Genomic DNA, 13,816 nt, shown 5'->3' with positions numbered 1-13,816 from the left:
CTTTCGATGGGTGCGCGGATGGCGTCACACCGCGTAGCGCCGGGCTCTGCCCGGCTGCCTTTCGATGGATGCGCGGGTGGCGTCACACCGCGTAGCGCCGGGCTCTGCCCGGCTGCCTTTCGGTAGGCACGCGCGCCGCTGACACAAGCCGGGCAGAGCCCGGCGCTACGGCGCGCTGCTGATACAAGCCGGGCAGAGCCCGGCGCTACGGGCGTCGCGTGTAATCGGCGAAGTCGAATGCCGCCGCATGCCGTGCATCGGCTGCATGGTGCTGGCGTGCCACTTCGACCCACAGTGCCGGGTCGACCGGCGGGAAGTGGGTGTCGGCGGGCACTGCGGTGTCCACCCAGGTCAGGTGCAGGTCGGTGGCCTGGGCCATCGTCAGGCGATACACCTCGCCCCCGCCGATCACGCACAGTTCGTCAGCACCCCTGGCCGCGGCGAAGGCCAGCGCGTCGTCCACCGAGGCCACCGCCTGCATGCCCTCGAACGGCACCTGGCCGCTGCGGGTGAGCACCAGGTTGGGACGCCCCGGCAGCGCGCGTCCAAGCGACTGCGCGGTCTTGCGCCCCATCAGGATCGGCTTGCCCAGGGTCAGCGCCTTGAAGCGCTTGAGATCATCGGGCAACTGCCACGGCAGCTGGTTGTCGTGGCCGATGCCGTGGTTGCGGTCCAGTGCAGCGATCAGCGACAGCCGGATCGCCGTCATACCGCCACCGGCGCCTTGATCGCCGGATGCGGGTCGTAGCCGTCGATGCGGATGTCATCGAACTGGAAACCGAACAGGTCGGTGACCGCCGGGTTCAACCACAACTGCGGCAGCGCGCGGGGCGTGCGCGACAGCTGCTCGCGCGCCTGTTCAAGGTGGTTGGAATACAGGTGCGCGTCGCCCAGGGTGTGCACGAAGTCGCCCACGCCCAGCCCGGTGGCCTGCGCCACCATGTGGGTGAGCAGCGCGTAGCTGGCGATGTTGAACGGCACGCCCAGGAAGATGTCGCCGCTGCGCTGGTACAGCTGGCAGCTGAGCTTGCCGTCCACCACGTAGAACTGGAACAGGTTGTGGCAGGGCATCAACGCCATCTGCGACAGCTCGCCCACGTTCCAGGCGCTGACCACCAGCCGCCGCGAATCGGGGTTGCGCTTGATCTCCTCCACCAGCCACTGCATCTGGTCGATGCTGCCGCCATCGGCGGTGGCCCAGCTGCGCCACTGCTTGCCGTAGATCGGGCCCAGGTCGCCGTTGGCGTCGGCCCACTCGTCCCAGATGCGCACCTGGTTGTCGGTGAGGTAGCCGATGTTGGTGTCGCCCTTCAGGAACCACAGCAGCTCATGGATGATCGAACGCAGGTGCAGCTTCTTGGTGGTCACCAGCGGGAAGCCGTCGGCCAGGTTGAAGCGCATCTGCCAGCCGAACACGCTGCGCGTGCCGGTGCCGGTGCGGTCGGACTTCTCGGTGCCGTGCTCCAGCACGTGCTGCAGCAGGTCCAGGTAGGGCTTCATGCCTTCGCTCCGGCCGCCTGCACCGGCAGCTGCGGCTGCAGCACCGGGGCACGCCGCGACAGGGCCAGCAGCACCAGGCCGAAGGCGATCAGCGGCAGGCACAGGATCTGCCCCTTGGTCAGCCAGCCGAAGGCGATGTACACGCCGTTGTCGGGCATGCGCACGAACTCCACCGCGAAGCGGAAGATGCCGTACATCAACGCGAACAGGCCGGCGATCACGTAGCGATGGCGCGGCTTGGCCGACACCGCCCACAGCACCACGAACATCACCAGGCCTTCCAGCAGCGCTTCATACAGCTGCGAGGGATGGCGGGCGTACTGGTTCAGCGCACCGGTGGCGAACTGTTCCTTCAAGGTGGCCAGGTCCAGCCCGTTCAACGGCGCCGGCAGGCCACTGGGAAACACCACGCCCCAGCTGCCGTCGGTGTACTTGCCCCACAGCTCGGCACCGATGAAGTTGCCGATGCGGCCGAAGCCCAGCCCGAGCGGTACCAGCGGGGACATGAAGTCCAGCGTGTCGAACAGGTGCAGGCGGTGCTTGCGCGACCACCACCACGAGGCGAACAGCACGCCCAGCAGGCCGCCATGGAAGCTCATGCCGCCGTCCCATACCTTGAACAGCAGCAGCGGGTTATGCAGGAAATCGCCCAGCGCATAGAACAGCATGTAGCCCACGCGCCCGCCCACCACCACGCCGAGCATGGCGTAGAACAGCAGGTCGGAGAAACCGTCGGCATTCACCCCCGGCAGGCGCCCCGCCGCGATCCGCTTGCGCCCCAGCCACCAGGCGGCGGTGAAGCCGAGCAGGTACATGATGCCGTACCAGTGCACTTTGACCGGCCCAAGCGAGATAGCGATGGGGTCGATGTCGTGGAAATAGATCATGAAGGGCGCCTTGCAGGGATGCAGATATTCTAGCGCCGCCCGGGAGCGGCCTCGCGGCGGCCCCGATCACGCGATTGCCGAGCTTCAGCCCAGGATCTGTGGCGTGTCCGGCAGGCCGTCATCCTGTGACCCCGGAACCGGCGGATAGTGCCCGGCCAACAGGTCCGACACCTCCTCGATGGCCAGCAGCACCGCGTCCTGCAACGCACCGTCGCGCAGGCGCTGCTGCATGTGGGCGCAGATCGCCGCCCATTGCGCCTCGCCCACCTTGCCACGCAGGCCGCGGTCGGCGACCAGCTCGATGGCGTGATCGGCCAGCAGCAGGTACACCAGCACGCCGTTGTTGTGTTCGGTATCCCAGGTGCGCAGCTGCGCGAAGGCGTGCTCGGCGCGCTGGCGGGGGCTGACCCGCTGCCACAGCGCCAGCAGCGGCAGGTCCGCTTCCACCGCGAACATCACCTGGCCACCGTGCCGGCGCTCGCCGGCGGTGATCGCGTCGGTGATCGCCTGCAGCTGTGCCGGCGGGAACGCGCGCCGCACCGAGGGAGAAAACAGGTGTCCAAGCCAGCGCATCACCAGCCTCCCGAGGCGCCACCGCCCCCTGAACGCCCACCGCCGCCGCCCCAGCCGCCACCACCGCCGCCGAAGCCACCGCCCCCACCGAATCCACCCCCGCCCCAGCCGCCACCGCCCCAGCCACCGCCGCGCGCGAACGCACCGGCCCGGCCGGACGACAGGCCGACGATCAGACCGATCAGCCCGGCCAGGCCGCTGGCCAGCCACAACGAGGTGAACAGGAAGGCGGCCACCGCCGCGCCGCCGCCGCCCAGCAGCGCGCGCACCGGGCGCGGCAGCCAGCCGAGGATGGCGCGCAGGAAGCTGCCGACGAAGAAGCCGATCACCAGCGCGAAGGTCCAGCCGCCGCCATCGGGATTGGGACTGGCGCGGTGGGTACTGACCGGCGCCGGCAGGTCCTCGCCGTCGATCAGTTTGACCAGCGCGGCGCTGGCATCGGCCAGGCCGCCGGCGTAGTCGTTGGCGCGGAAGCGCGGGGCCAGGTATTCCTGGATGACGCGGTTGGCGATGGCGTCGGGGATCGCCCCTTCCAGCCCGTAGCCGGGTTCGATGCGGACCCGGCGGTCGTCCTTGGCCACCACCAGCAGCACGCCGTCGTCCACGCCCTTGCGGCCGATCTGCCACTGCTCGAACACCCGCTGGGTGTACTGCTCGATCGATTCGGGCGCGGTGCTGGGCACCATCAGGATCTGCAGCTGGCTGCCCTTGCGCTGCTGCAGGGCCAGAGCCTGCGCCTGCAGCGCCTGGATCTGCGCCGCGTCCAGGGTGCCGGTGGTGTCGACCACCGGCGAGGACAGCGGCGGAATCACCGCGTCGGCCTGGGCAAGCGCCGGCCCGGCCAGGCAGAGCCCGGCCAGTACCAGGCCGCGCAGCAGGCGAAGAAGGTTCATCGGGTTACTGCGCCGGGGCCTGCTGCGGCTGCGGCTGCGGCGCGGGGGCCGGGGCCGGGGCCTGCGAACCGAACTTGACTGCCGGCGGCTGCGAGATCTGCGCTTCGTTGTCCACGGTGAAGTTCGGCTTGACCTGGTAACCGAACAACTTGGCGGTGATCAGCTGCGGGAACTGGCGCAGGAAGGTGTTGTAGTCCTGCACCATCTGGATATAGCGGCCACGCGCCACGGTGATCCGGTTCTCGGTGCCTTCCAGCTGCGCCTGCAGGTCGCGGAAGCCCTGGTCGGACTTGAGATTCGGGTAGTTTTCGGTGACCACCAGCAGCCGCGACAGCGCGCCGCTCAGTTCGCCCTGGGCCTGCTGGAACTGCTTGAGCGATTCGGCATCGTCGGCGTTGACGTTGATCTGGCCCACCCGCGAACGCGCATTGGTCACGTCGGTGAGCACCTGGCGTTCCTGGTTGGCATAGCCTTCCACGGTCTGCACCAGGTTGGGGATGAGGTCGGCACGGCGCTTGTACTGGTTGAGCACCTCGGCCCAACCGGCCTTGACCTGCTCATCCTTCTGCTGGATGGCGTTGTAGCCGCAACCGGACAACAGGGCGGCCAGCATGGCCAGCAACAACAGGCGGGAGAACGATCGCATGGCCGGCTCCGGATCTCGATGGACGGGACCCGGAGCATGCCACGTTTGCGGTCAACCGGATGTGGGGGCCGGCGGGTTTGCCGGGCGCCCCACCTGCCGACCCGCGGTCGGCACCACCCCAGTTACCAGTTACCGGCGCCCGGCACGTTGTGTGCCACGGCGCGGCGGCGCATCAGCAGGTTCAGCCATTCCACCAGCACCGAGAAACCCATCGCGGCGTAGATGTAGGGCTTGGGCACGTGCACGCCCAGACCGTCCAGGATCAGCACCGCACCGATCAGCAGAATGAAGGCCAGGGCCAGCATCTTCACGGTCGGGTTGGCGTCGATGAAGCGGCCCAGCGGGTTGGCCGCCAGCAGCATGACCGCCACCGACAGCAGGATCGCGGCCACCATCACCGGCACGTGGTCGGCGATGCCGACGGCGGTGATCACCGAGTCCAGCGAGAACACGATGTCGATCACCGCGATCTGCGCGATGACCATGCCGAACACGGCCGAGGCCTTGGTGGTGGTGGGGTCTTCGTCTTCGCCGCCGGTGATCAGCTCGCGGATTTCCATGCCGCCCTTGATGATCAGGAACAGGCCGCCGAGGATCAGCACCAGGTCGCGGATGGAGATGCCGATGCCGGCCACCGTGAACAGGTTGGCTTCCATGTGCGCCAGGTAGGCCAGCGATACCAGCAGCAGGATGCGGGTGATACAGGCCACCGCGATGCCGAGCTTGCGCGCGAACGGACGGCGCGACTCGGGCAGCTTGCTCACGGCGATGGAGATGAACACCAGGTTGTCGATGCCGAGCACGATTTCCAGGGCGCTCAGCGTGAACAGGGTCAACCAGACGTTGGGGTCGGACAGCAACTCAAGAAACATGGACATGGATCCTTACAAGGGGGAATGCGCCGAGGGGGCAGCTCAGAAGAAGCGGGGCAGCAGGACCAGGCCCCAGCACAGCAGTACGTTCATCATCAGCACGAACACGGCCGCCGAGCCCATGTCCTTGGCGCGTCCGGCCAGTTCGTGGAATTCGGCGCCATAGCGTTCGATCACCGCTTCGATGGCCGAGTTGGCCAGTTCCATGGACAGCACCAGCAGCATCGAGCCGATCATCAGCGCGCGCTCGACCGGAGTCTGGCCCAGCCACAGCGCCACCGGCGCCAGCACCACCAGCAGGTAGACCTCCAGGCGGAACGAGGACTCGTGCAGCCAGGCCGCCCGCAGGCCCTGCCAGGACCACACCGCCGCCTTGAAGATGCGCTTGGGGCCGCGCGGCATGTGCCCGATTTCGTCAGCCACGGGGGCACGCTCCATCACGCAGGGCGGGCCGGGACGCGGGGAACAGCACGCAGCGAGGGGTCATGGGCAGGGCTGAATGGGCAGGCAATCCGTCATTTTGCCACAAGCCCGTCGCACCTTCGTCGGAGGCGGCCGGGGCCGGGGCGTGCCAATGGCGGGTCCGGGTGCCGTGGCGCACCGCGGGGCAGCCCCGCCACGGCGGGTAAAGCGGGGCCGGCCCCCAGCTTCTATGATGGGGTTTCAACCGAACCGGGCGCCCGATGGGGCGCCATGCCGAGGAGTCTGCCGATGCGTCACCGCTGCACCCGCCCCCTGTTGCTCGCCCTGGCGCTTGGCGCCGCCCTGCCCGCGTTCGCCCTGTCCCCGGCCAGGTCGCCGCAGGTGCCGGCGCAGGTGTCCAACGTGGCCTGGGCCCAGGACATGGCCGATTTCGCCAAGGCAGACGCCACCACCCCGCCGCCGCGCGGGGGCATCGAGTTCATCGGCAGCAGTTCGATCCGGATGTGGGACACCCTGGCCGCCGATTTCCCGGGCCAGCCGGTGTTCAACCGCGGTTTCGGTGGCTCGGAAGTGCGCGACAGTACCTGGTACGCCGGCCAGGTGGTGGTGCCGTACGCGCCGTGCAAGGTGTTCTTCTACGCCGGCGACAACGACCTCAACAGCGGCCGCAGTGCGGTGCAGGTGCGCGACGACGTGCTGGCCTTCGTGCAGCGGGTGCACCGTGATCTGCCGAAGACGACGGTGGAGTACATCTCGATCAAGCCGAGCCCGTCGCGGGCGAACCTGCTGCCGGCGATCGTCGAGGCCAACGCGATGATCAAGGCGGCGCTGGCCAAGCTGCCGAACACGGGCTACACAGACATCTACACGCCGATGCTGGGCAGCGATGGGCAGCCGCGCGCGGCGTTGTTCCGCGAGGACATGCTGCACATGACGTCGGACGGGTATGCGATCTGGCGGGCGGCGTTGGCGCCGAAGGTGACGTGCGATTGAGGCAACGGCGGAAGCTGGTTTGCTGTGGGGTGGCCGGGGTGGGTGAGGCTGCGGGGCACGCTGCAAGTACATCCTTGTAAGCTCCGTCGCCGCATCCATGCGGCTCAGGGCCCCGCAACCTCACCCACCCCGGCCCTCGACAGTAGGTCGGCGCGTTGGGGGAAAGAGAAAGAGCGTGCCGACCGACGGTCGGCACCTACCAGGCGGGTGTGCTGCGTCGGAAACAATCCGGGAACGGTAGAGCGGACCGTTGGTCCGCTGCATCGGGAATGGTAGAGCGGACCGTTGGTCCGCTGGCCGCGCGCAGCGCGGCAATGATCAACGCGCGGAAACGTCCGCCGGACCAACACCGGTAAAGCCGAGCCGTGCTCGGCTGCTCCTGCCCTCCCATGCGCACCGACCCTGTCGCGGGTCGGCCCAACAACCAGCGTCAAAACCGCACCGCTGTTGCTAGTGCCGTTGATAGCGCCCCAAGCGAAAAAAGGTCGCGCCCAAAACCACTTACCGGTACACCACAGCCGCCTGCGTCCCCTGCCCTGGCTCGCTGTCCAGACGCACCTCCCACCCGAACCGGTCGCACAACCGCCGCACGATCGACAGCCCCAGCCCCGTGCCCTGCGGCCGGGTCGGCTCGGCCCGGTAGAACGGCTCGAACGCCCGCCCCAACGCCTCGGCCGACATCCCGATCCCGGTGTCGCGCACTACCACCCGATCGTCCAGCACATCCACATCGATGCGCCCCTCGTCGGTGTAACTGCAGGCGTTGCGCAACAGATTGCTCACCACCACCTGCAGCACCCGCGGCGGCGCGTGCAACTGCACCGGGCCGGCACTGTGCAGGAAAATCTCCACCGGCCGCCCCACCATCAGCTCGCGCGCGTTGTCCACCTCGTACCGCACGATCTCGTTGACGTCGAACAGCTCCACCTGCGGCTCCACGTCCGCCTCGCGGGCCAGGATCAGGAAGGCATCGATCACCGCCTCCATGTCGCGACCCGCACGCTGGATGCGGTTGAGCCCGCGGCGCAGGCGCGGCGTCAGCTCCTGGTCGCCCAGCGCGATATCGCTGGCGACCCGGATCACCGTCAGCGGCGTGCGCAGCTCATGGCTTGCATCCCGGGTGAAGTTGCGCTCGCGTGCCACATGCGCCGTGACCCGGGTTGCCAGCGAATGCAGGGCCGCCGCCAGTTGGCGCGTTTCGCCCTGCATGTCCGCCGGCAACTTGTCCGGCGCCAGGTCGGCCGCTTCCGGGTGGCCAGGATCCCAGCGCGACACCCGCCGCGCCAGCCAGTTCACCGGCGACACCAGCCGCTTGGAGGCCCGGTAGGTCACCCACGACGCGCCATACACCGCCAGCAACGTCAGCAGCACCGGCACGATCCCGAACCAGAACGCCAGCATCTCCGCGCGCGAGCGCAGGAACACCAGGTACAGCCGCCCTTCCGGGCGCGCGTCCACCAGCACCAGCTGATCGTCGGCCTTCAGTTCGTGGAACCCCGGCGGCAGCGCGCGCAGGTTGGCCGGCAGGCTCAACGGCGAACGCCCGGTCTCCAGCAGGTAGCCGCGGATGTTCTGCGTGTTCGGCGGCGGCTGCATCGGCGAGGCGTCGTAGAGCTGCCAGTAGTAGGTCGCCTCTTCCTTCAGCGCGCTGCTGACCAGGCTGTGCTTGATCACCAGCGACACCAGCCACGCGCCCAGCAGGATGCCCAGGCTGGCCAGCACGGCTTGGAGAATGAAGACGATGCGTATCTTGCGCGGCAGACCGTGCGGCATTACGGGGTCCAGGGCGGTTCGACGCGATTATAGGGAAGCGCGTCGTGATTCCGTCGTGCAAGAAACGACAACGACCCGCAAACGCGCGGGTCGTTGTCTCGATCGGGGCCGGTCAAGGCCCCTCCGGTCATGCGCCAGCCACTGCGATGGGCATCAGCTCATCGGCTGGGCGATGTCGGCGATGCGGTAGCCCGCGCTCTGCACGGTGTGCAGCAACGGACGGTCGAACGGCTTGTCGATGATCTTGCGCAGGTTGTACAGATGGCTGCGCAGGGTGTCCGAGTCCGGCAGGCCATTGCCCCAGATCTCGCGCTCGATTTCCTGGCGGGTCACCACACGCGGCGATTCGCGCATGAGGATCGTCAACAGGCGCAGGCCGATCGGCGACAGCTGCAGCTCGGTACCGGCGCGGGTAGCCCGCATGCTCACCGGGTCCAGCACCAGGTCGGCCACCTTGAGCACTTCCGAGCCCACCTGGCGACGTTCGCGACGGATCAGGGCACGCAGGCGTGCTTCCAGTTCCTGGATCGCAAACGGCTTGGTCAGGTAATCGTCGGCGCCGAAGCCCAACCCGGTCAGCTTGTCGTCCAGCGTGTCGCGCGCGGTCAGCATCAGCACCGGGGTCGACTTGCGGGCGTCGTTGCGCAGCCGGCGGCAGACTTCAATGCCGTCCAGGCGCGGCAGCATCAGGTCCAGCACCACCACGTCATAACTGTTCTCCGCCGCAAGGCGATAGCCGTCCAGCCCGTCCTGGGCATAGTCGACTTCGAACCCGCGGCCTTCCAGATACTCACCGATCATCTCGGAAATATTGCGGTTGTCCTCGACCACCAGCACCAGGCCGGAGGTCTCCTTTGTCTGACGCATGGGATTCCCTCTTTCTTCAGCTTTGTGAAACATGCCGCATCGGCAGTGGAGGTGGCGTGAAGCCGCTCACGCGCTGCAATGACGCCTTGTCACAGCAGGGGTTTGAGGTGGGGCCAGACGTTGTCCAGCACCCGCGGCTGGGCCTTCGCGGTGGGGTGCAGGCCGTCGGCCTGCATCAGCCCGGGCTGCAGCGCCACCCCGTCCAGCAGGAACGGCAGCAGCGGCACCTTGTACTGGCTGGCCAGCCCGGCGTACACGTCCTTGAGCCGCTGGCGGTAGGCCGGGCCGTAGTTGGGCGGCACATCGATGCCCAGCAGCAGCACTTTCGCGCCGGCGGCCTGGCTGGCCACGATCATCTTTTCCAGGTTGCCGCGCAGCTGCACCGGGGTCAGCCCGCGCAGTGCGTCGTTGCCACCCAGTTCGATCACCACCACCGACGGCCGGTGCTTGGCCAGCAGGCCCGGCAGGCGGGTGAGCGCGCCGGCGGTGGTCTCGCCGCTGATGCTGGCGTTGATGATCGCCGGGGCGGGCTTCACCTGTTGTTTGACCCGCTGCTGAAGCAGGTTCACCCAGCCCGATTCGGCCGGGATATTGTGGGCGGCACTGAGGCTGTCGCCGACCACCAGCACCGCGTTGGCCGGGGCGGCACCTTTGGCACACGCCAGCAACGGCGCCAGCAGCAATGCTGCCAGCATCCAGACCACCGGGGCCGCGCGGCCCTTCCACATCGCTCGGTACATTGGAGAATCCTCATCGACAGCCTGTCCCCCCGCAGCGCGTCCGTCGCCATCGCCGCCCATGACGTGGGCAAATCCGCGCGTGGCCCGGAGGGTGAAGTCCACATACTGGACAACATTGGCATGACCGTCCATGAAGGCGAGAGCATCGCCATCGTCGGCGCTTCAGGTTCGGGCAAGACCACCCTGCTCGGCCTGCTCGCCGGGCTGGACCTGCCCAGCCGCGGGCGGGTGACGCTGGCGGGTTCGGACCTCAATGCGCTGGACGAGGAAGACCGCGCGCAGCTGCGCGCCCGCGAAGTGGGCTTTGTATTCCAGAGCTTCCACCTGCTGCCGGCGCTGACCGCCGAAGAAAACATCGCACTGCCGCTGGAACTGGCCGGGCGCGAAGATCCCACGCGCGTGCGCGAGGTGCTGGCGCAGGTGGGCCTGACCCATCGCGCCCGCCACTACCCGCGCCAGCTGTCCGGTGGCGAGCAGCAGCGCGTGGCGCTGGCACGGGCGTTCGTGGCCAAACCGCGCATCCTGTTCGCCGATGAGCCCACCGGCAGCCTGGACCAGGCCACCGGCCAGCAGATCAGCGACCTGCTGTTCGCACTCAACGCCACCAGCGATACCACCCTGGTGCTGGTCACCCACGACCTGCGCCTGGCCCAGCGCTGCCAGCGCATCTACCGGCTCGATGGCGGGCGGTTGGTGGACAACGCGGCCGGCGTATCGGCATGAACGTGGTCAAACATGCCGCGCGCGCCCTGCGCCGCGAATTCCTGGCCGGTGACCTGCTGACCGTCTTCGCCGCACTGGTGCTGGGCGTGGCGGTGATGACCGCGGTAGGCACGCTGGTCAACCGGGTCACCCTTGCGCTGACCGGCAGCGCGGCGGAAATGCTGGGCGGCGACCTGGGCCTGAACGCCCGCGACGACATCCCCCAGGCCTTCGCCGATGCCGCGCGCGAACGCGGGCTGGCCAACACCCGCATGGTCAGCTTCCCCACCGTGCTGTTCCATGGCGAGGCCAGCCAGATGGCCAACATCAAGGCGGTCAGCGCGGGCTATCCGCTGCGCGGGCAGCTGCTGGTCAGCCGCGGCCTGCAAGGCAGCACGCCCGAGCCAGCCGGCGCGCCGCCTGCCGGGCAGGCCTACGCCGATCCGCGGCTGATGCAGGCGCTGGGCCTGAAGGTGGGCGACGCGCTGGAGTTCGGCGCGGGCAGCCTGACTGTCACCCGCGTGCTGCAGGCCGAACCGGATACCTCCGGCGAGCTGATGCAGCTCTCCCCGCCGCTGCTGGTCAACCGCGCCGACGTCGACGCGGCCGGCCTGCTCGGCCCCGGCAGCCGCGCCTCGTACCGGATGATGTTCGCCGGCGCGCCGGACGCGATTGCCGACTTCCGCGCGTGGCTGGCACCGCAGGCCAAGGGCTACCGCATCGTCGGCATCGCCGACACCCAGCGCGGCGTGCGCGGTGCGTTCGACCTGGCCGGTCGCTTCCTGTCACTGGCCGCCCTGCTGGCGGTGCTGCTGGCCGGCGTGGCCACCGCGCTGGCGGCCAACCGCTTCGCACTGCGCCGGATCGACCAGGTGGCCATCCTGCGCTGCCTGGGCGCCCGCCAGCGCGACATCCTCAGCGCCATGGCGCTGCAGCTGGTGATGCTGGCGGTGCCGGCGTGCCTGGTCGGGATCGGCCTGGGCATGGCCGCGCAGGCCGGGCTGGTGCAGGCGCTGGGCGGGCTGATCCCCAACCGCTTGCCGCTGCCGCAGGCCACCCCGGCGCTGAGTGGCGCGGGCATCGGCTTGGTGCTGTTGCTCGGCTTCGGCCTGCCGCCGCTGCTGCGGCTGCGCCGGGTGCCGCCGATGCGCGTGCTCAACCGCAGCTTTGCCGCCCTGCCGCCCAGTTCGCTGTTGGTCTACCTGGCCGCGCTGGCCGCCACGGTAGCGCTGACCGTACAGGCCACCGGCGATGTAAAACTGGCCGCCTGGGTACTCGGCGGCCTGGCGGCACTGGCAGCCTTGGCCGGCGCGCTGGGCGCGTTCCTGCTGTGGCTGCTGCGCGGCCTGCAACCACGCCTGCGCGGACGCTGGAAGCTGGGCCTGGCCGCCCTCACCCGCCGCCGGGGTCTGGCGGTGCTGCAGCTGGTGGGGCTGTCGCTGTCATTGTGCGCGTTGTTGTTGCTGTCGGTGATCGGGCCGGGGCTGCTGGCGCAGTGGCGCGACCGCCTGCCGGTGGACACGCCCAACTACTTCCTGATGAACATCCAGCCCGAGCAACGCGGCGCCGTGCTGAGCACCCTGCAGGGGCTGGGCGTGGCCGCGCCGGGGATCGAACCGTTCAGTACCGGGCGCCTGCTGGCGGTGAACGACCGGCCGCCGCAGCGGCAGGAACGCCAGGACAACAGCAACGACGACGACGATGCCAACCGCCCGGTCAACTTCTCCTGGCGGCATGACTTCCCGCCGGCCAACACGCTGTTGAGTGGCCGCTACTGGGCCGCCGACAGCACGGCGGCGGAGGCCTCGATCGAACAGGGCTGGGCCGAGCGCTACGGCATGAAGCTGGGCGACACGGTGACCCTGCAGATGGGCGAGCAGCAGCGCAGCTTCACCGTGACCAGCATCCGCAAGGCGGACTGGGATTCGTTCCGGGTCAACTTCTTCCTGCTGCTCAACGAAGGTGCGGTGGGCGATGCGCCCTACAACCTGATCACCGCCTTCCACCTGCCGCGTGCGCAGGCCACGCAGCTGGCCGCGCTGACCCGCGACTACCCGAACATCTCGCTGCTGGACATCGACGGCATCCTGCAACGGGTGCGCGAGGTGGTGGACCGGGTGACCCAGGCGGTGCAGCTGGTGATGGGCTTCAGCCTGCTGGCCGGGCTGCTGGTGCTGCTGGCGGCGCTGCAGGCCACGGCCGGCGAGCGCCGCTACGACAGCGCGGTGTTGCGCACGCTGGGGGCCACGCGCACCCAGTTGCGCGGGGCGGTGCTGGTGGAGTTCGGCGCGCTGGGGCTGTTGTCGGCGCTGCTGGCCGTGGGCGCGGCGGCGCTGCTGGGCAGCGTGGTGGCGCGCCAGGTGTTCGAGCTGACCCTGAGCCCGCCGTGGGGACCGCTGCTGGCCGGCGGCGCGATCGGGGTGGGCCTGAGCATGCTGGCCGGCTGGTGGGGCACGCGGCGGATCCTGCACACCCCGCCCGCGCTGGCGCTGCGCGAGGTATGAGGCCGGCGCGGCGTTCAGGCCGCGCTGACACGGTGGAGGGGCGTGCGGCGCTATGCTGCGCGCCCCTACCCCGACGAGACCGCCCGGATGCCCGGCACGCCGTTCACTGCTTACCTCTATCCGGTGCTGCTGCTGTTGGGCAGCAACATCTTCATGACCGTGGCCTGGTACGGGCACCTGAAGTACAAGAGCGCCCCGTTGATCACGGTGGTGCTGGTGAGCTGGGGCATCGCGTTCTTCGAGTACTGCCTGCAGGTACCGGGCAACCGGCTGGGCAGCGCGGTGTATTCGGCGCCGCAGCTGAAGGGCATGCAGGAAGTGATCACGCTGGTGGTGTTCGCGGTGTTCTCGGCGGTGTACCTGGACCAGCCGTTGAAGTGGAACCATTACGCCGCCTTCGGGTTGATCCTGGTGGCCGCGTTGTTGATGTTCAAGGAATGAGG

The 13,816-nt window shown here is 68.9% G+C and carries 15 protein-coding genes; 4 read left to right on the top strand and 11 right to left on the bottom strand.

The features are described 5' to 3' along the window. Positions 1-205: 205 nt before the first annotated feature. From ABIA71_RS17440 to ABIA71_RS17405, 8 genes are all read right to left on the bottom strand, one after another. Positions 206-700 (bottom strand): dihydrofolate reductase, encoded by a 495-nt coding sequence (locus tag ABIA71_RS17440; protein WP_354286953.1) that lies wholly within the window; start codon positions 698-700, stop codon positions 206-208. A 5-nt stretch (positions 701-705) separates the two neighbouring features. Next, a complete protein-coding gene (locus ABIA71_RS17435) occupies positions 706-1,500 on the bottom strand; it encodes a thymidylate synthase (RefSeq protein WP_354286859.1) in 795 nt (264 codons plus the stop codon). Beyond that, positions 1,497-2,387, bottom strand: a complete 891-nt coding sequence (lgt, locus tag ABIA71_RS17430; protein WP_354286857.1) for a prolipoprotein diacylglyceryl transferase — start codon at positions 2,385-2,387, stop codon at positions 1,497-1,499. The genes ABIA71_RS17435 and lgt overlap by 4 nt, the downstream gene beginning before the upstream one ends. An 84-nt stretch (positions 2,388-2,471) precedes the next feature. Continuing rightward, positions 2,472-2,960 carry a TPM domain-containing protein gene (locus ABIA71_RS17425; RefSeq protein WP_354286855.1) on the bottom strand — a complete coding sequence of 163 codons (489 nt, stop codon included), beginning with the start codon at positions 2,958-2,960 and terminating at the stop codon, positions 2,472-2,474. Continuing rightward, positions 2,960-3,853, bottom strand: a complete 894-nt coding sequence (locus tag ABIA71_RS17420; RefSeq protein ID WP_354286854.1) for a TPM domain-containing protein — start codon at positions 3,851-3,853, stop codon at positions 2,960-2,962. The genes ABIA71_RS17425 and ABIA71_RS17420 overlap by 1 nt, the downstream gene beginning before the upstream one ends. Positions 3,854-3,857: 4 nt before the next feature. Next, positions 3,858-4,499 carry a LemA family protein gene (locus ABIA71_RS17415; RefSeq protein WP_354286852.1) on the bottom strand — a complete coding sequence of 214 codons (642 nt, stop codon included), beginning with the start codon at positions 4,497-4,499 and terminating at the stop codon, positions 3,858-3,860. Between the two features lie 122 nt (positions 4,500-4,621). Beyond that, on the bottom strand, positions 4,622-5,371 hold the full coding sequence (locus tag ABIA71_RS17410; RefSeq protein WP_038692483.1) for a TerC family protein: 750 nt from the start codon (positions 5,369-5,371) through the stop codon (positions 4,622-4,624). Between the two features lie 42 nt (positions 5,372-5,413). Next, entirely contained in the window at positions 5,414-5,794 is a 381-nt protein-coding gene (locus ABIA71_RS17405; protein WP_354286850.1) for a diacylglycerol kinase, read from the bottom strand. 288 nt (positions 5,795-6,082) lie between these two features. Between ABIA71_RS17405 and ABIA71_RS17400 the strand changes: the two genes are divergently transcribed. Further along, a complete protein-coding gene (locus ABIA71_RS17400; protein WP_354286848.1) occupies positions 6,083-6,787 on the top strand; it encodes an SGNH/GDSL hydrolase family protein in 705 nt (234 codons plus the stop codon). A 501-nt stretch (positions 6,788-7,288) separates the two neighbouring features. Here the strand turns inward: ABIA71_RS17400 and ABIA71_RS17395 are convergent. The 3 genes from ABIA71_RS17395 to ABIA71_RS17385 form a co-directional block, all read right to left on the bottom strand. Then, the gene (locus tag ABIA71_RS17395; RefSeq protein ID WP_354286846.1) at positions 7,289-8,560 is read right to left on the bottom strand and encodes a sensor histidine kinase; all 1,272 of its coding nucleotides are present in this window, start codon (positions 8,558-8,560) and stop codon (positions 7,289-7,291) included. Between the two features lie 153 nt (positions 8,561-8,713). After that, positions 8,714-9,427 (bottom strand): response regulator transcription factor, encoded by a 714-nt coding sequence (locus ABIA71_RS17390; RefSeq protein WP_019182442.1) that lies wholly within the window; start codon positions 9,425-9,427, stop codon positions 8,714-8,716. Positions 9,428-9,516: 89 nt separating this feature from the next. Further along, positions 9,517-10,167 (bottom strand): arylesterase, encoded by a 651-nt coding sequence (locus ABIA71_RS17385; protein ID WP_354286844.1) that lies wholly within the window; start codon positions 10,165-10,167, stop codon positions 9,517-9,519. A 120-nt stretch (positions 10,168-10,287) separates the two neighbouring features. On the opposite strand from ABIA71_RS17385, the gene ABIA71_RS17380 reads away from it, so the two are divergent. From ABIA71_RS17380 to ABIA71_RS17370, 3 genes are all read left to right on the top strand, one after another. Continuing rightward, positions 10,288-10,890, top strand: coding sequence for an ABC transporter ATP-binding protein (locus ABIA71_RS17380; RefSeq protein ID WP_038690444.1), 603 nt, complete (start codon positions 10,288-10,290; stop codon positions 10,888-10,890). Beyond that, the gene (locus ABIA71_RS17375; protein WP_354286842.1) at positions 10,887-13,373 is read left to right on the top strand and encodes an ABC transporter permease; all 2,487 of its coding nucleotides are present in this window, start codon (positions 10,887-10,889) and stop codon (positions 13,371-13,373) included. Before ABIA71_RS17380 ends, ABIA71_RS17375 begins: the two co-directional genes overlap by 4 nt. A gap of 87 nt (positions 13,374-13,460) precedes the next feature. Continuing rightward, positions 13,461-13,814, top strand: coding sequence for a DMT family protein (locus ABIA71_RS17370; protein WP_128098234.1), 354 nt, complete (start codon positions 13,461-13,463; stop codon positions 13,812-13,814). Positions 13,815-13,816 lie beyond the last annotated feature (2 nt).

It is taken from the genome of Stenotrophomonas sp. 2619, from assembly GCF_040548725.1.
GTDB lineage: Bacteria > Pseudomonadota > Gammaproteobacteria > Xanthomonadales > Xanthomonadaceae > Stenotrophomonas > Stenotrophomonas maltophilia_AP.
Note: the sequence above shows the minus strand (reverse complement) of the source record. Positions and strands in the feature narration are given on the sequence as shown.

Bases quoted from the DNA above. Each gene is read 5' to 3' on its own strand.
- ABIA71_RS17435 (WP_354286859.1), bottom strand. From the start codon at position 1,500: ATGAAGCCCTACCTGGACCTGCTGCAGCACGTGCTGGAGCACGGCACC.
- lgt (WP_354286857.1), bottom strand. From the start codon at position 2,387: ATGATCTATTTCCACGACATCGACCCCATCGCTATCTCGCTTGGGCCG.
- ABIA71_RS17425 (WP_354286855.1), bottom strand. From the start codon at position 2,960: ATGCGCTGGCTTGGACACCTGTTTTCTCCCTCGGTGCGGCGCGCGTTC.
- ABIA71_RS17420 (WP_354286854.1), bottom strand. From the start codon at position 3,853: ATGAACCTTCTTCGCCTGCTGCGCGGCCTGGTACTGGCCGGGCTCTGC.
- ABIA71_RS17415 (WP_354286852.1), bottom strand. From the start codon at position 4,499: ATGCGATCGTTCTCCCGCCTGTTGTTGCTGGCCATGCTGGCCGCCCTG.
- ABIA71_RS17410 (WP_038692483.1), bottom strand. From the start codon at position 5,371: ATGTTTCTTGAGTTGCTGTCCGACCCCAACGTCTGGTTGACCCTGTTC.
- ABIA71_RS17400 (WP_354286848.1), top strand. From the start codon at position 6,083: ATGCGTCACCGCTGCACCCGCCCCCTGTTGCTCGCCCTGGCGCTTGGC.
- ABIA71_RS17395 (WP_354286846.1), bottom strand. From the start codon at position 8,560: ATGCCGCACGGTCTGCCGCGCAAGATACGCATCGTCTTCATTCTCCAA.
- ABIA71_RS17390 (WP_019182442.1), bottom strand. From the start codon at position 9,427: ATGCGTCAGACAAAGGAGACCTCCGGCCTGGTGCTGGTGGTCGAGGAC.
- ABIA71_RS17385 (WP_354286844.1), bottom strand. From the start codon at position 10,167: ATGTACCGAGCGATGTGGAAGGGCCGCGCGGCCCCGGTGGTCTGGATG.
- ABIA71_RS17380 (WP_038690444.1), top strand. From the start codon at position 10,288: ATGACCGTCCATGAAGGCGAGAGCATCGCCATCGTCGGCGCTTCAGGT.
- ABIA71_RS17375 (WP_354286842.1), top strand. From the start codon at position 10,887: ATGAACGTGGTCAAACATGCCGCGCGCGCCCTGCGCCGCGAATTCCTG.
- ABIA71_RS17370 (WP_128098234.1), top strand. From the start codon at position 13,461: ATGCCCGGCACGCCGTTCACTGCTTACCTCTATCCGGTGCTGCTGCTG.